Raw genomic sequence first — 15,762 nt, forward strand, 5'->3', positions numbered from 1 at the left:
ATTTGGCCACTTCCTCGAACGGGGGAGGTCGCCATGGGTATTTGGAATGAAACGGACAGCTTAAGGGGAGTTCGTCATGGCCGGAGTGCAGGTGGGCAAGCGCATTATCGGAGCGGATGCTCCGGTGATTGTCGGCTGGGAGAATATCGGCCGGGTCCAGGGCGGTCCGGTCAAGCAATTCGTGTTCACGTACTTCCAGCCCGCAATGCTCTTTGCTGCGATCCTGTTCTGGTATTACGCCCCTAACTGGCTCGCTGTCGCCTCGACGGCGATTGCCATCCGCTTGGGCTGGACGATCCTGCTGCTGGCTCTGGAATGGGTCAATCCGCGCTACGAAAGCTGGCAACTGACGTGGAAGGAATTCGCCACCGACGCCTTCTATGTCGGGCTCGGCATGACCTTCCTTGGCATGGTTGACGCCTACATTGGCGACGGGGTGATGATCAAGGCGGTGCAGGGGGCGTTCGATTGGGAGAAGTTCAGCTGGTTCACGGGCCTGCCGCTGCTGGTGCAAGCGGTGCTGATTTCGATGATCTTCGACTTTGGCCAGTACTGGATGCACCGCGCGATGCACAACTGGTACCCGCTGTGGCTGACCCATGCGCCGCACCACTACATCACCCAGCTCAACATCAACAAAGGCGCGGTCGGCAACCCGATCGAACTGTTCCTGATCGGCCTCGGCATTGGCGGCTTGTTCGACTTCCTGCCGCGCGCCTTCCTGCTGGCGGGCGCGATCGGGATGACGGTGAGCGTCTATCAGCACATCAACGTCCGCTTCAACACGCCGCGCTGGTGGCGCTTCATCTTCAACACCGTCGAGCATCACTCGGTGCACCATTCGCAGGATTACGAGGCAACCCGCAGCAATTATTCAGGGACCTGGATCATCTGGGACCGCATTTTCGGCACCTGTGTCGATGGTGAAGCCGAGGTGCTCGGCATGGAAGGCGGACGTCGGATGCATATCGGTGAGACGATGATCTTCCCGTTCCGCGAAGGCTGGCGCAGCACCAAGGCTGCGCTGGACAAGCGCTTCGGCCGCGGGGCCAGCCCGCAGCTTCAAGCAGCCCAGCTGGAACCTGCCGAATGAGCGGAACGTCAGGGGGTATTGCCAGTGAGACAGCGGGGCCGTGGGGCGCGGTGCCTTCCCCGGAACGCCCGGCGGGCCTTCCGACCATGAGGCTGCCGTTGATCGACCATATCTGGCGGGTGCGGGGCGATGTGCCCATCGACCCTCTGTTGTCGCCCGAAGAGGCCTTTGCCCGGCTCGATCCACTGCTGCGCACGCCGGGGACGGTTGTGAGCGCAGAGGGGGGCACGCTGACCTATGCGAAAGACAACCCGGCCGCACAGGACAAGCTGGCGACCTTCACCCGCGGTCAGCTGCGGATTGAGCGGGTTGGCGCTGGCGCGGTCCTGCGGTTTGACCTGTTCAGCCATGCGCTGCTGCTGTGTTTCCTCGCCCCGCTGCTGTTCCTCGGCTTTGCCCAGATGGCTGTGGCAATCAACGCGTGGGAAGGCGCCGGCGCTGACGCGTCGGAGAAGGCGGAAAAGAAGGACGAGAAACCCAAACCGGTGAAAGCGCTCAACCCCGTCGATCAATTCCTCGGCGCGCCTGCGCCTGAAGATCCGAACAAGAAGAAGGACGAGAAGAAGGACGAAGGCCGTCATTCGCCTGACGAGGGGTACTTCATGGCCGGTGTCTTCGCGCTGATCTATCTTGTGGGCCGCTGGCTGGAGCCGTGGCTGGTGCGGCGACGCTTTCGCGCGGCGCTCGCAAACCCGCCCGCAGCGGGCTAGGACATCCGGGCGAAATTGGCGACGCCGGGAGCTGGTGTGCGCTGGGCTGCGGGTTCGCCGACCGGGATGGCGCGCGCCGGAGCGACCTGCGCCATCGCCGCCGTTACCGCCCCGAGTTCATCCGGCGCGAGCGAATAGAACACCAGTTTGGCATCCTTGCGCGTGGCGACCAGCCCGGCCTTGCGCAACACGCCAAGCTGCTGCGACAGGCCCGGCTGGACGATCCCGGTCGCCTGTTCCAGCTCACCGACATTGCGCTCACCGCCTGCCAGAGTCGTCAGAATCCGCCAGCGCAAGGGGTGGGCGAGGGCTTTGAGCGCCTCGATCAGATCATCTTCAGCCATCAGCCGTCTCCCTGCTCATCGCGCAGGAACCAGCTGGTCGCGTCTTCGGCGTCGAACACTGCGTCTAGGGTCTGGCTCGGCGGCTTGAGCAAGGGTTCGCCCGGCTGCCAGTTGGCAGGGGCGAGGGCGCCCTTCGCGTCGATCGCTTGAAGCCCGTCGAGGATACGCAGCATCTCCGGAACCGAGCGGCCAAGGTTCGCCGGATAGCAGGTCATCGCCCGGATTACGCCCTTGGGGTCGATGAAAAAGGTCGTGCGCACCGCCGCGCTGTCGCTGTCCTGCGGGCCGACCATGCCGAAGGCGCGGGCGATCACCAGTGTCGGGTCTTCAAGAATGGGAAAGCGCACCTCGACCCCGAAGCGGTCGCGGATCATCCTGAGCCACGCGAAGTGCGAGAACAGGCTGTCGACCGAGAGCGCCATCAGCGCGCAATCCCGCGCCTCGAACGCCGCCGCTTCGCGGGCGAGGGCGACGAATTCGGTGGTGCAGACCGGGGTGAAGTCCGCCGGGTGCGAGAACAGGACCAGCCACCGCCCCCGGTGGGCGGAGAGCCGAACCGGGCCAATGGTGCTGCGGGCTTCAAAATCGGGGGCAAAATCGCCGATGCGGAGCCCTGCGCAGGGGGGGAGGGGGGGAGCGGTCTGGTCCATGGCCCGGGTCATAGCACTTGACTCCGTGATTGCAATACATATACACGATTTATGAAAATGAATGGAGAATGGCGATGAGCGCAATTGATCCGGTGCTGCAAAGCGCAACGGCACAGGTTGTGAAGGCCGCTGGCGAATCCGCGCTCCGTCCCGAAATCGCGAGCTTTTTTGACCCGGCGACCTTTACGGTTACCTATGTGGTGCACGACCCTGCGACGCTTGAGGCGGCCGTGATCGACTCCGTGCTCGATTTCGATCCCAACTCCGGGCGTACCGCTACGCTGTCGGCTGATCGGGTGATCGACCATGTCACTTCGCATAATCTGAAAGTGGCGTGGCTGCTAGAGACCCACGCCCACGCGGACCACTTCTCCGCCGCCCCCTATCTTCAGGAGAGGCTCGGCGGCAAAATCGCGATTGGTGCGGACATCACCATGGTCCAGTCCGTGTTCGGCAAGCTGTTCAATGCCGGGACCGCGTTTGCGCGGGACGGATCGCAGTTCGATGCGCTGTTCAAGGACGGCGATACCTTCACCATCGGCAATCTGCCGGTCACGGTGATGCACGTTCCCGGCCACACGCCTGCGTGCATCGCCTATGTCGTGGGTGAGGCGGTGTTCGTGGGCGATACGATGTTCATGCCCGACTACGGCACGGCGCGCGCTGACTTCCCCGGCGGCGATGCGCGGACGCTGTTCCGCTCGCTGCGCCGGATCCTTGCGCTGCCGCCGGAGACGCGGCTGTTCATGTGCCACGACTACCTGCCCAAGGACCGCAGTCAGTATGTGTGGGAAACCACCGTCGCGGCCGAGCGTGAGGGCAATATCCACGCCCATGACGGGATTACCGAGGACGAATTTGTTGCCATGCGCGAGGCGCGTGATGCGACGCTCGATATGCCGCGCCTGATCCTGCCTTCGGTGCAGGTGAATATGCGCGCGGGCCACATGCCCCCGCCGGACGACAATGGCATCACCTACCTCAAGCTACCAGTCAACGCAGTATGACCTTGCCGGGCTTTCCTGATGCAGCGCCGCTTGAAGGCCTGATCGGCGGCGTGCTGATCGGGCTGGCGGCAGCGCTGATGCTGCTGGGGGCGGGGCGCATCGCCGGTGTCTCCGGGATCGCCGCCCGCGCCTTCGGGCTTGCCAGCGGCTCGCAGCCGCGGCTCGGCGCATGGGCCTTCATCATCGGCCTGCCGCTGGGTGCCTTGATCGTCACCAGTCAGACGCTCGCCTCAGCCCCGGCCTTTGCCAATCCGGTCACCTTGGCTGTCGCGGGTGTGATCGTCGGCGTCGGCACACGGCTCGGCAGTGGCTGCACCAGCGGCCACGGGGTGTGCGGCATGAGCCGCCTGTCCCAGCGGTCGCTGGTTGCCACCGCCACCTTCATGGCGACCGGCTTTGCCACCGTCGCCGCGATGAACGCCCTTGGCATTGCGGTGTTGCCATGATCCGCGACACGCTGGTCCCGCTCGTGTCGGGCACGATCTTTGGCGCAGGACTCACCATCGGCGGAATGACCGATCCAGCGCGGGTGCGCGGGTTCCTCGACCTGTTCGGGGCGTGGGATCCAACGCTCGCCTTCGTGATGGGCGGCGCGGTGCTGGTGATGGCGCTCGCCTGGACCGTGCAGCGCCGGATGCTGCGCCCCTTTTTCGGCGAGGGCTTTGCGCTGCCTGATCGGAGCGATATCACCCCGCGCCTCGTTGGAGGATCAGCGTTGTTCGGGATTGGCTGGGCCATCGCTGGGCTGTGCCCCGGGCCCGGCTTTGCCGCGTTGGCTATCGCGCCTGCCTCGGCCGCGATTTTCGTGATCGCCATGCTGGGCGGAATGCTGCTGGTGCGCCTGATCGACGGCGCGGCGTGATTCAACGCTATGTCCCGATCCTCGAATGGGGGCGCAGCTACGACCGCCCGGCGCTGACCAGCGACCTGATGGCGGCGGTAATTGTCACCATCATGCTGATCCCGCAGAGCCTTGCCTATGCGATGCTGGCGGGGCTGCCACCGGTTGTCGGCCTCTATGCCTCGATCCTGCCGCTGTTGGCTTATACGATCTTCGGCACGAGCCGGACGCTGGCAGTCGGCCCGGTGGCGGTGGTCTCCCTCATGACGGCGAGCGCCGCCGGAGCGGTCGCGGCGCCGGGGACAGCGGCCTATTGGGAGGCTGCAATCACGCTGGCGGCCCTGTCGGGCGTGATGCTGGTGGTGCTGGGGCTGCTGCGACTGGGGTTTCTGGCGAACCTGCTGTCGCATCCGGTGATCAGCGGGTTCATCTCGGCAAGCGGCGTGCTGATTGCGACGAGCCAGCTGAAGCACATTCTCGGGGTTAAGCCCGGAGGTGAGACCTGGCCGGAGATGCTGGCCGGTCTGGCAGGCGCGATTGGTGACAGCAACCTTGCGACCCTCTGCATCGGTATCCCGGCGACGCTGTTCCTGTTCTGGGTGCGCAAGGGCCTGAAGCCCGCACTCCAGCGGCTCGGCCTCTCCCCCCGCGCTGCGGACATGAGCGCCAAGGCGGGGCCGGTGGTGGCCGTGGCGCTGTCGATCCTCGCGGTGATCGGGTTTGGATTGGAGGCGCGCGGCGTCTCCGTCGTCGGCGCCATCCCGCAAGGCCTGCCGCCCTTCGCATTGCCTTCGACCGATCTTGCCTTGCTGCAAGCCTTGTGGGTGCCAGCGCTGCTGATTTCGGTGATCGGCTTTGTCGAGAGTGTCTCAGTCGCCCAGACGCTCGCGGCCAAGCGACGCCAGCGGATCGTGCCGGATCAGGAGTTGATCGCGCTGGGGGCGAGTAACATCGCGAGCGCCCTTTCGGGCGGCTATCCGGTGACGGGGGGCTTTGCGCGCTCGGTGGTCAATTTCGACGCGGGCGCGCAGACCCCGGCGGCAGGCGCGTTCACAGCGGTGGGAATCGCGCTCGCCAGCCTGTTCCTCACCCCCCTGCTGTTTCACCTCCCCAACGCCACACTGGCAGCCACCATCATCGTGGCCGTGCTGAGCCTTGTCGATTTCAAGACGCCGCGCCAGCTCTGGGCCTATTCCAAGGCCGACTTTGCTGCTCACGCCGCAACCATCGCCGTGACTTTGGTAGCCGGAGTCGAATGGGGCGTGATCGCGGGCGTGGCGGTGGGCCTGCTGCTGTATCTCTGGCGTGCGAGCCGTCCCCATGCCGCCATCGTCGGGCGGGTGCCGGGAACCGCGCATTTCCGCAATGTCGAACGCCACACGGTGCTCACCGTGCCGCACCTGCTGACCATCCGCGTCGATGAAAGCCTGACCTATCTCAACGCTCGATGGCTGGAGGCGTATGTGCTCGAACAGGTCGCGGACCGGCCATCCCTGCGCCACGTGGTGCTGATGGCGAGTGCCGTCAACGCAATTGACGCATCGGGGCTCGAAAGCCTTGAAGCGATCAACCATCGTCTTGCCGATGGCGGCGTCCGCTTGCACCTTTCGGAGGTCAAAGGGCCGGTGATGGACCGTCTCAAGCGCACGCATTTTCTGGATGAGTTGTCGGGCCGGGTATTCCTGTCACAGGACGCCGCCTTTGCCGATCTGGCCCGCGATACCGGCGAGGAAGCGCCATCGCCCATCCCCGACGAAGCGCGCGGGCTTATCTGAGCATCGCGCCGCGAATGGCCGGACGCCTTCATCCTTTGGCCGCCAATTCGCCCGGCGCTGCAACCCTTTTGCCCTCAAACCGTATCTCCGTTGCGCCAAAAGCAATTGATCGGCGCCGCCAAGGGATTAGCTGCTGATCATGCTTGATAACCTCGACGCTCTGCTGCTTGCGCGCATCCAGTTCGCGTTTACTGTCAGCTTCCACTTCTTCTTCCCGGCCTTTTCGATCGGGTTGGCGAGCTACCTTGCGGTGCTCGAGGGGCTGTGGCTGAAGACCGGCAAGCCGGTTTATCATGACCTGTTCAAGTATTGGCTGAAGATCTTCGCGATTGCCTTTGCGATGGGTGTCGTCTCCGGCATCGTCATGTCCTACCAGTTTGGGACCAACTGGGCGGTATTCTCTGACAAGGCGGGGCCGGTGATCGGGCCGCTGATGGCTTATGAGGTGCTGACCGCCTTCTTCCTCGAAGCAGGCTTCCTTGGCGTGATGCTGTTCGGGATGGAGAAGGTCGGCAAGAAGCTGCACTTTGCTGCGACGCTGATGGTGGCGCTGGGGACGTTCGTTTCGGCGTTTTGGATCCTCAGCGTCAACAGCTGGATGCAGACCCCCACGGGGTACGAGATGGGCGCGAATGGCCAGTTCCTGCCCGGCCCCAATTGGTGGGAGATCGTCTTCAATCCGAGCTTCCCTTACCGCCTCGTCCACACTGTGATGGCGGCCTATCTGACGACCGCTTTCGTGGTCGGTGCAGTCGGCGCGTGGCACCTGCTCAAGGACAAAGCCAATCCGCACGCGCGCACGATGTTCTCGATGGCGATGTGGATGGCCGCGATCGTGACGCCCTTGCAGATTTTCGCGGGCGACATGCACGGCCTCAACACGCTCGAACATCAGCCGGCCAAGGTGATGGCGATGGAGGGCCATTATCAGTCGCACCCCGAGGGCGCGCCGCTGATCCTGTTCGGCATTCCCGACAGCGAAGCCAAGACGGTGCGTTATGCGATCGAGATTCCCAAGGCATCCTCGCTGATCCTCAAGCATGATCTGAACGCGCCGATGGCCGGTCTCGACACGATCCCCGATGACGAGGAGCCGCCGGTCGGCACCGTGTTCTGGAGTTTCCGTGTGATGGTCGGCATTGGCTTTGCGATGCTTGGCATCGGGCTTTGGAGCCTGTGGGGCCGGGCGCGCAGGCGGCTCTATGACATGCCGTGGCTTCACCGTGCCGCCGTGTTGATGGGGCCGTCTGGCTTTGCCGCCGTGCTGGCCGGATGGATCACCACCGAAGTCGGCCGCCAGCCCTATGTGATTTACGGCGTGCTGCGGACAGCCGATGCCGCCAGCCCTCTCGACGCGCCTGCGGTTGCTGCCTCGCTGCTGGCGTTTGTGCTCGTCTATTTCACGGTCTTCGGCATCGGCGTGTGGTATATTCTCAAACTGATGGGCAAACCGCCCCATGCCGGTGAGAGCGGCATCAAGGGCGAGATTGACGGGCCGATCCGTACCGCCGGGATTACCCCGGGCCCGACGCAGAACCCCGGGGGCGACGAGCCGCTGCCCACCGAAGCGCCTTCTGAAAAGGAGCCGGTGTGATGGACCTCACCGTCATCTGGGCCTTCATCATCGCCTTTGCGGTCTTCGCCTATGTGGTGATGGACGGCTTCGACCTCGGGATCGGCATTCTGTTTCCGACCTTCAGAGTCGGGCATGGCCGCAACCGGGCGATGAACTCGATCGCGCCGGTGTGGGACGGGAATGAGACGTGGCTGGTGCTGGGCGGCGGGGGGCTGTTTGCCGCCTTTCCGCTGGCCTATGCGGTGATCCTGCCTGCGACCTATCCGCTGATCATCGCGATGCTGCTCGGCCTGGTGTTCCGCGGTGTCGCGTTCGAATATCGCTGGCGCGATCCGGCCCATGAGAAGTTCTGGGACCTGGCGTTCTTCGGCGGCTCGCTGGTCGCAGCGATGTCGCAGGGGATGATCCTTGGCGCGCTGCTGCAAGGGATCGAGGTTGACGGCCGGGCCTATGCGGGCAGCTGGTGGGATTGGCTGACGCCTTACACCTTCCTCACCGGGCTTGGCACGGTTGCGGGCTACGCGTTGCTCGGCAGTACCTGGCTGATCTGGAAGCTCGACGGCGGGGTGCAGGCGCACGCGCGCTATGTCGCCTTTCGGGCCGCGCTTGCGACCATCGTCCTGATGGGCGCGGTGAGCCTCTACAACATCACGCTCAACCCCGAATATGCCGCGCACTGGCTGTCCGCGCCCGAGGTCTATTGGGTCGCACCCGTGCCGATTGTGACGGCGCTGGTGGCAATCACTCTGATCCGGACGATCCGGGGGGCGGGCAATTCGGCACCGTTCTGGCTGGCGATTGCGTTGTTCTTCCTGGGCATGAGCGGGCTGGGGGTCACCATCTGGCCCAATGTCGTGCCGCCCTCGATCACGATCTGGGACGCCGCCGCGCCTGAGCGGAGTCAGGAATTCATGCTGGTTGGCGTCGCACTGACCTTGCCGTTGATCATCGCCTATACCGTGTGGGCCTATTGGGTGTTCCGCGGCAAGGTTGGTGCCGAGGGGTACCACTGATGTCCTCAAGCAGCGCAGCGGCAGGACAACACTAATGCTCGCCCCGCCGGAACTGGAACCTGAAAAGCCGCTATGGCAGCGCTTGCTGTGGATGGCGGGCATCTGGGCGGCGAGCGTGGCTGTGCTTGGCGCTGTGGCCTATGTCATCCGGCTGTGGATCGCGCCTTGAGCGGTACGGTCAAGGTCTGGTTCGACGGTGCCTGCCCCTTATGCCGGCGTGAGATCGCGCTGATGCGGCGGCTCGACAAGCGCGGAGCGATCACCTTCGCTGATGTCGCGAGCGGGGCCGACCCCTCCTGCCCGATTGATCGCGCGCAACTGCTTGCGCGTTTCCATGCCGAAGAAGGCGGCGTGATCTATAGCGGAGCGGCGGCCTTTGCGGCCATGTGGCGCGCAATCCCGTTGCTGCGTCCGCTGGGGCTGGCGGCGCGCAATGGCTTTGTGTTGCGGGTTCTGGAGGCCGCTTACCTGCGCTTCCTCAAGGTTCGCCCACGCCTGCAACGCTTCTTCGCCTAGAAAACCGCTTGCCCTGCATCCGCGGATCGTCTGATCTGTTCCCCTAAACAACGGGAGAGATCAGCCGCCATGAGCAATTTCGGCGCGATGCAGAACGAAATCTACAACGCCGGTTTGCGCGGCATCCTGCCGACCTGGCCGGTCGATTTCGCCACCCTCGAAATGCGGGCGCATGAAGCGCTGGGGCCGGGTCTCACCAATTATGTCGCCGGCGGTTGCGGTGATGAGCATACGCAGAACAGCAATGCGTCGGCCTTCCACCACTGGGGGATGGTGCCGCGCATGATGGTCGATTGTTCGGTGCGTAATCTCAGCATCGAACTGTTCGGCCACACGTATCCCACGCCGCTGTTCATGGCCCCCATCGGCTTGAACGGAGAGGCGACGCAAGATCGCCATGGGGACATGGCCGCCGCACGCGCCTCGGCGCTGACGGGGGTGCCGTTCTGCGCTTCGACGCTGGCGAATGACCCGATGGAAGATGTGAAGGCCGCCTGCGGGGAGACGCCCGCGTGGTTCCAGCTCTACACACCCAAGAACCGCGAACTGGCGGAAAGCCTGATCCGCCGCGCCGAGGACGCGGGCTACACAGCGCTGGTGGTGACACTCGATACCTGGGTGACGGGCTGGCGGCCGCGGGACCTCAACGCCTCGAACTTCCCGCAGCTGCGCGGCAAGGTCTTGCAGAACTACTTCACCGACCCGGTCTTCCGCTCGCTGCTGGCGCGTCCGCCCGAGGAGGACCCGGCGGCGGCGATCTTCACCTGGGCGGCGACCTTCGGGCAGGTGCTGACCTGGGACGACATGGCGTGGTTCAAGTCGGTGACAAAGCTGCCCATCGTGCTCAAGGGCATCTGCCATCCCGACGACGCCCGCCGCGCAGTCGATTGCGGCGCGGATGCGGTCTACTGTTCGAACCACGGCGGGCGGCAGGCCAATGGCGGGATTGCGACCATCGATCTGCTGGAGGATGTGGTGACAGCTGCTGGCGATACGCCGGTGCTGTTCGACAGCGGCATTCGTTCCGGCTCTGATGCCGTCAAGGCCTTGGCAATGGGCGCGCGGGCGGTTGGCGTGGGGCGGCCCTACACTTACGGCCTCGCGCTGGGCGGGGCTGAGGGTGCGGCTTGGGTGCTGCGCTCGATCCTGGCCGAGGCGGACCTGCTGATGGCGGTGAACGGCTATCCGACGCTCGCCGACGTTCGCGCCGCCGGAGTTCGTCGCACCACAGCCTAGGCCATGCTGAATATTCTCACCCGCGACTGCATTAAGACTCTATTTATGAAGGGAAATTATGCTATCCATTGCGATATAACAACACGCCATTCGGGGACGCACGACATGGAAAAACCAACTATTTGGTCGAGCCGGCCAGATCGGATGCGACGCACGGTTTGCTTGCAGGATGAACAGTCGCGGCAGGCAAGCTATGGCCAGATCCAGCCGATTGAGCAGCGCAAGTCGTTACTCTCGCGGATCGTCTGGAAGAACCTGCGCGCTTAACCGCCAGACTTGGCCAGCATGACCAGCTTGGTATCGGTAAAGGCGAGGTAGCCTTCCTCGCCGCCTTCCGATCCGAACCCGCTGTCGCCGATCCCGCCGAACGGGGTTTCGGGCGAAGACACAATCAGCTGGTTGATCCCGACCATGCCTGCGCGCAGCGCCCGACCGAGATAATGGGCTTCGTCCAGATCGCCCGAGAAGGCATAGGCGGCAAGGCCATAGCGCAGGCTATTGGCGATCCCGACCGCGTCCTCGATCGCATCGAACGGCACGATCCCGGCGATGGGGCCAAAGGGTTCTTCGGTCATGAACCGGCTGTCGGGCGAGGGATTGGCGATCACGGTCGGCTGGAAGAAGAATCCGCTGCCGGTGATGACGGAGCCACCTGTCACGACTTCGCCGCGATTCCCGCCCGCGTCGGCCACGACCTGCTCCATGGCTGCAATCCGGCGACTGTGGGCGAGCGGACCCATGTCGACGCTTTCATCCGCGCCCGGATCGCCAACCTTCAACTTGCTCGCAACGGCAGCAAATTCGGCGACGAAGCGGTCGTAAACCTCGCGCGCCACCAGGAACCGGGTGGGCGAGACGCAGACCTGTCCAGCATTGCGGAACTTGGTGCTGACGCACATTGCCACCGCGCGTTCAAGGTCGGCATGCTTGCTGACGATCACCGGGGCATGGCCGCCCAGTTCCGGGGTGAAGCGCTTCATGTGCGTCGCTGCCAGCGCACCCAATTGCTTGCCGACGGCGGTCGATCCAGTGAAGCTCACCTTGCGGGTGACGGGCGAGGCGATGAGGTGTTGGGACACCGGGCCGGGATCGCCATGGACGAGGTTCAGCACACCCCTTGGCACGCCTGCATCGACGAAGCACTCGACCAGCAGTTGCGCCGCGCCCGGGGTGTTTTCCGCAGGCTTGAGGATCGCGGTGCAGCCTGCCGCCAAGGCACCGGCGATCTTCTTGACCGGCAGATTGATCGGGAAATTCCACGGGGTGAGCAGCACAGCGGGGCCAATCGGTTCATGCGTCACCATCTGCGCGATCAGCGCCGCACCGCGTGTCGGGATCAGGCGCCCGCCGCGCCGCTTCGCTTCTTCGCCGAGAAAGTCGATCACGTCGCAGGATGAGGTGATCTCGCCGATGGCCTGTGCGCGGGGCTTGCCCATTTCGGCGGTCACCACCCGGGCGATCACTGGCGCGCGTTCGCGCAGCAGGTCAGCGGCGCGGCGCAGGATCGCATAACGCTCCGCCCCCGAGGTGCGGCTCCAGCTCGCAAAGGCATCGTCCGCCGCCTTCAGCGCCGCATCGAGCTGGGCGGGTGAGGCCTTGGGGCACTGACCAATCACCGCGCCGGTGGCGGGGTTGACCACCTCCATCGTGCCTGCCTCGCCGGCTTCGATCCAGTCGCCATTGATGAACATCTTGAGGGTGGGGTAGTCGGTCATCGGTCAGTTCCTGATGGTTCGGGCGCGCAGAAATGTTCCACGCAAAACATCGCCGCGACGGCGCGCTGGTGGTGGCCCAGATGGGGTTCAGCCGGGTTCTGGCAAGGGCTTGAAGAAGGCTAGACGGCCACAACATGCTGTTCGATCGCCCCGAAGATCGAGTGGTTGTGCGCGTCACGCATTTCAATCCGTAACGTGTCCCCCACTTGCATGAACGGCGTTTTGGCCGCGCCGTCGCGAATGGTTTCGATCATGCGGATTTCGGCGATGCAGGAATAGCCCGCGCCGCCCTCTGCGACCGGCTGGCCGGGGCCGCCATCGGCGCCCTTGTTCGAGATCGTGCCGGTGCCGATGATCGTTCCGGCGCTCAGGTTGCGGGTCTTGGCCGCATGGGCGACGAGTTGGGCGAGGTTGAAGGTCGCATCCTTGCCCGCATTCGCCCGTCCGAATGGCTGACCGTTGAGATCGACCATCAGCGGCAGATGGATCAGAGAGTCAGCCCAGGCCTCGCCGAGTTCGTCCGGGGTCACGGCAACCGGCGAGAAAGCACTCGCGGGCTTGGACTGGAAGAAGCCGAAGCCCTTTTCCAGTTCCGCCGGGATCAGGCCCCGCAGAGAGACATCGTTCACCAGCATCAGCAGCTTGATGTGGCGCGCTGCCTCTTCCGCAGACACGCCCATCGGCACATCATCGGTGATGCAGGCGATCTCACCCTCCATGTCGCAGCCCCAGGCCGGATCGCCCAGCGGAATGTCCTGCCGCGGCCGCAGGAAGGAGTCCGATCCGCCCTGATACATCAGCGGATCGTGGTAGAAGCTTGCGGGGACGGTTGCGTCCCGCGCCTGACGCACCAGCTCGACATGGTTGATGTAAGCGCTGCCATCGGCCCACTGGTAGGCGCGCGGCAGGGGGGAATGCGCCTGCCGCTCGTGGAACCGTTCGCACGGCACCGCTTCATGCTCGACATCGCGAGCGAGCAGTTCAAGCTCCGGCGCGATCCGCTCCCAATCATCAAGCGCGGCTTGCAGGGTCGGCGCGATATAGCCGGCAGCACAGCAGCGGGTGAGGTCTTTCGACACCACCACCAGTCGCCCGTCGCGCGTGCCATCGTTGAGGGTTGCAAGTTTCATTCGGTTTTCCTTCTTTTGCCTTCGTCATGCTGAACTTGTTTCAGCATCCATCCTTCGGCTCGCGGCGTCGGTGCGAGAGGGGACATGGATCCTGAAACGAGTTCAGGATGACGGAGGTGGGTGTAACGGGCCTCATTGCGGCGCATCCACCTGCTTGTCAGGATGCGCCGCTGCAAAGGCGGGCAGGGCAAGGCAGGCGGCCTCAATTCGGGTCATGTGCGGGCTGTTCGTCAGATCGTAGTTGAACCGCCGTGCATTCGCGAGCTGCGGAATCAGCACGATCTCGAACAGGCCGGGCGCGTCACCGTGGAGAAAATCGCCCGCACCAAGCTGCGCCAGACGCGCTTCAACCGGGTTCAGCGTGCGCGCCAGCCAGTGGCGATACCATGTGTCGATTTCGTCCTGCGTATGGCCGAGCGGGTCTTTCAGATATTTCAGCACTGGCAGATTGTTGACCGCGTGAATCTCTGTCGCGATCCCGTAGGCGAGTTCGCGCACCGTGTAGCGCGCCTCGATATCGGCAGGCAGGAACTGCGGCTCGGGATAGGCCTCATCCAGCCATTCAAGCAGCGCCATCGACTGCGCCCGGTCACGCCCATCTGCCTCCAGCATCGGCAGCGAGCCGAATGGGTTGCGGCTGGTGAAGGCCTCGTCCTTGTTTTCCGCTGTCACCAGATTGACCGGCACGTTCTCGAAGGCGAGGCCTTTGAGGTTGAGCGCAATCCGCAGGCGGTAGGATGTGGAACTGCGGAAGTAGCCGTAGAGCTTCATGGGTGCCTATCCTCCGTCATTGCGAGCGGCGCAGACGAGCGGCAATCCATGGCCCGTTCGGCTGTGCAAGCATAGTCCATGGATTGCTTCGTCGCGTCGCTCCTTGCACTGACGATGCCCTGCATCAGAACGCCGCAATCCCCGTGATCGCGCGGCCCAGGATCAGCGCGTGGACATCATGCGTGCCTTCATAGGTGTTGACCGTTTCGAGGTTCACCATGTGGCGGATCACCTGATACTCCTCGGAAATCCCGTTGCCGCCATGCATGTCGCGCGCCTGCCGGGCAATATCGAGCGCCTTGCCGACATTGTTGCGCTTCACGATCGAGATCATGTCGGGAGCAAACCGGCCCTCGTCGATCAACCGGCCAACGCGGAGCGAAGCCTGAAGGCCCAGCGCAATGTCGCTCATCATGTCGGCGAGCTTCTTCTGGAACAGCTGGGTGGCGGCCAGCGGACGGCCGAACTGGTGTCGGTCCAGCCCGTATTGACGCGCAGCGTGGAGGCAGAACTCCGCCGCGCCCATCGCGCCCCACGAAATGCCGTATCGCGCGCGGTTGAGGCAGCCGAACGGGCCCTTGAGCCCTTCAACATTGGGGAGCAAGGCCGAGGAGGGCACCCGCACCTCATCCATCATGATCATGCCGGTGGTCGAGGCGCGAAGACTGATCTTGCCCTTGATCTTGGGCGCTGACAGCCCGGCCATGCCCTTTTCCAGCACGAAGCCGCGGATCGCGCCGCCGTGTTCTTCGGACTTGGCCCAGACCACGAAAACATCGGCGAAGGGCGCGTTGCTGATCCAGGTCTTGCTGCCGGAGATGACGTAATCATCACCGTCCTTCTTCGCCCATGTCTTCATCCCCGCCGGGTCGGAGCCCGCATCGGGTTCGGTCAAGCCGAAGCAGCCGATCAGCGTGCCAGCGGCCAGGCCGGGGAGATATTGGCGGCGCTGTTCTTCCGATCCGTACGCGTAGATCGGATGCATCACGAGGCTCGACTGCACGCTCGCCATCGAGCGGTAGCCGCTATCCACCCGCTCGATCTCGCGGGCGATCAGCCCATAGGCGACATAGCCTGCGCCCGCCCCGCCGAATTCTTCGGGAATGGTCGCGCCCAGCAGCCCGGCCTGCCCCATCAGCGGAAACAGCTCGGGCGCGTCGATTTCCTCGCGGAAGGCATCGATCACCCGCGGCTGAAGTTCGCTCTGCGCAAAGCCGTGCGCGGCGTCGCGGATCATCCGCTCTTCCTCGGTCAACTGGCTTTCCAGGTCGAACGGGTCTTCCCAGTTGAACGGGGCCATTCGCGAATCCGCCCGGGAAGGCGTGTTGGTGGTGCCGTGCACGGGCATGCTCCTGCTTATCTTGTTGTTACCAGCCTTTGCAGGC

At 64.3% G+C, this 15,762-nt stretch carries 18 protein-coding genes; 12 read left to right on the forward strand and 6 right to left on the reverse strand.

Going from position 1 to position 15,762, the window contains the following annotated elements; translation table 11 throughout:
- Positions 1–76 precede the first annotated feature (76 nt).
- Positions 77–1,093 carry a sterol desaturase family protein gene (locus ACLBKT_RS02805; RefSeq protein ID WP_410181457.1) on the forward strand — a complete coding sequence of 339 codons (1,017 nt, stop codon included), beginning with the start codon at positions 77–79 and terminating at the stop codon, positions 1,091–1,093.
- Positions 1,090–1,803, forward strand: a complete 714-nt coding sequence (locus tag ACLBKT_RS02810) for a hypothetical protein (protein WP_410181458.1) — start codon at positions 1,090–1,092, stop codon at positions 1,801–1,803. The genes ACLBKT_RS02805 and ACLBKT_RS02810 overlap by 4 nt, the downstream gene beginning before the upstream one ends.
- Here the strand turns inward: ACLBKT_RS02810 and ACLBKT_RS02815 are convergent.
- Entirely contained in the window at positions 1,800–2,147 is a 348-nt protein-coding gene (locus tag ACLBKT_RS02815; protein ID WP_410181459.1) for an ArsR/SmtB family transcription factor, read from the reverse strand. The genes ACLBKT_RS02810 and ACLBKT_RS02815 overlap by 4 nt on opposite strands.
- Positions 2,147–2,797, reverse strand: a complete 651-nt coding sequence (locus ACLBKT_RS02820) for a peroxiredoxin (protein WP_410181460.1) — start codon at positions 2,795–2,797, stop codon at positions 2,147–2,149. The genes ACLBKT_RS02815 and ACLBKT_RS02820 overlap by 1 nt, the downstream gene beginning before the upstream one ends.
- Before the next feature lie 74 nt (positions 2,798–2,871).
- Here ACLBKT_RS02820 and ACLBKT_RS02825 point away from each other — a divergent pair, with 74 nt between their 5' ends.
- The 10 genes from ACLBKT_RS02825 (at position 2,872) to ACLBKT_RS02870 (ending at position 11,028) form a co-directional block, all read left to right on the forward strand.
- Complete coding sequence (locus ACLBKT_RS02825) at positions 2,872–3,804, forward strand: MBL fold metallo-hydrolase (protein WP_410181461.1); 933 nt, start codon at positions 2,872–2,874, stop codon at positions 3,802–3,804.
- On the forward strand, positions 3,801–4,250 hold the full coding sequence (locus tag ACLBKT_RS02830) for a YeeE/YedE family protein (protein ID WP_410181462.1): 450 nt from the start codon (positions 3,801–3,803) through the stop codon (positions 4,248–4,250). Before ACLBKT_RS02825 ends, ACLBKT_RS02830 begins: the two co-directional genes overlap by 4 nt.
- Entirely contained in the window at positions 4,247–4,666 is a 420-nt protein-coding gene (locus ACLBKT_RS02835) for a DUF6691 family protein (protein ID WP_410181463.1), read from the forward strand. The genes ACLBKT_RS02830 and ACLBKT_RS02835 overlap by 4 nt, the downstream gene beginning before the upstream one ends.
- Positions 4,663–6,420, forward strand: coding sequence for a SulP family inorganic anion transporter (locus ACLBKT_RS02840; RefSeq protein WP_410181464.1), 1,758 nt, complete (start codon positions 4,663–4,665; stop codon positions 6,418–6,420). The genes ACLBKT_RS02835 and ACLBKT_RS02840 overlap by 4 nt, the downstream gene beginning before the upstream one ends.
- Before the next feature lie 139 nt (positions 6,421–6,559).
- On the forward strand, positions 6,560–8,014 hold the full coding sequence (locus ACLBKT_RS02845; RefSeq protein ID WP_410181465.1) for a cytochrome ubiquinol oxidase subunit I: 1,455 nt from the start codon (positions 6,560–6,562) through the stop codon (positions 8,012–8,014).
- Positions 8,014–9,009, forward strand: a complete 996-nt coding sequence (cydB, locus tag ACLBKT_RS02850; RefSeq protein WP_410181466.1) for a cytochrome d ubiquinol oxidase subunit II — start codon at positions 8,014–8,016, stop codon at positions 9,007–9,009. Before ACLBKT_RS02845 ends, cydB begins: the two co-directional genes overlap by 1 nt.
- Positions 9,010–9,043: 34 nt before the next feature.
- Positions 9,044–9,178, forward strand: coding sequence for a DUF2474 domain-containing protein (locus ACLBKT_RS02855; RefSeq protein ID WP_234031976.1), 135 nt, complete (start codon positions 9,044–9,046; stop codon positions 9,176–9,178).
- Positions 9,175–9,525 (forward strand): thiol-disulfide oxidoreductase DCC family protein, encoded by a 351-nt coding sequence (locus tag ACLBKT_RS02860; protein ID WP_410181467.1) that lies wholly within the window; start codon positions 9,175–9,177, stop codon positions 9,523–9,525. Before ACLBKT_RS02855 ends, ACLBKT_RS02860 begins: the two co-directional genes overlap by 4 nt.
- Positions 9,526–9,594: 69 nt before the next feature.
- Positions 9,595–10,761 carry an alpha-hydroxy-acid oxidizing protein gene (locus ACLBKT_RS02865; RefSeq protein WP_410181468.1) on the forward strand — a complete coding sequence of 389 codons (1,167 nt, stop codon included), beginning with the start codon at positions 9,595–9,597 and terminating at the stop codon, positions 10,759–10,761.
- 105 nt (positions 10,762–10,866) lie between these two features.
- Positions 10,867–11,028: a hypothetical protein gene (locus ACLBKT_RS02870; protein WP_410181469.1), complete on the forward strand. Its 162-nt coding sequence runs from the start codon at positions 10,867–10,869 to the stop codon at positions 11,026–11,028.
- Here the strand turns inward: ACLBKT_RS02870 and ACLBKT_RS02875 are convergent.
- From ACLBKT_RS02875 to ACLBKT_RS02890, 4 genes are all read right to left on the reverse strand, one after another.
- Positions 11,025–12,476: an NAD-dependent succinate-semialdehyde dehydrogenase gene (locus tag ACLBKT_RS02875; RefSeq protein ID WP_410181470.1), complete on the reverse strand. Its 1,452-nt coding sequence runs from the start codon at positions 12,474–12,476 to the stop codon at positions 11,025–11,027. The two genes, ACLBKT_RS02870 and ACLBKT_RS02875, sit on opposite strands and share 4 nt — an antisense overlap.
- 119 nt (positions 12,477–12,595) lie before the next feature.
- Positions 12,596–13,606 (reverse strand): fumarylacetoacetate hydrolase family protein, encoded by a 1,011-nt coding sequence (locus ACLBKT_RS02880; RefSeq protein ID WP_410181471.1) that lies wholly within the window; start codon positions 13,604–13,606, stop codon positions 12,596–12,598.
- A gap of 132 nt (positions 13,607–13,738) precedes the next feature.
- Positions 13,739–14,377, reverse strand: coding sequence for a maleylacetoacetate isomerase (gene maiA / locus ACLBKT_RS02885; RefSeq protein ID WP_410181472.1), 639 nt, complete (start codon positions 14,375–14,377; stop codon positions 13,739–13,741).
- Between the two features lie 124 nt (positions 14,378–14,501).
- Entirely contained in the window at positions 14,502–15,677 is a 1,176-nt protein-coding gene (locus ACLBKT_RS02890; protein WP_410183636.1) for an acyl-CoA dehydrogenase, read from the reverse strand.
- Positions 15,678–15,762: the final 85 nt, after the last annotated feature.

Source organism: Erythrobacter sp. W302b, from assembly GCF_046452395.1.
Taxonomy (GTDB): domain Bacteria; phylum Pseudomonadota; class Alphaproteobacteria; order Sphingomonadales; family Sphingomonadaceae; genus Erythrobacter.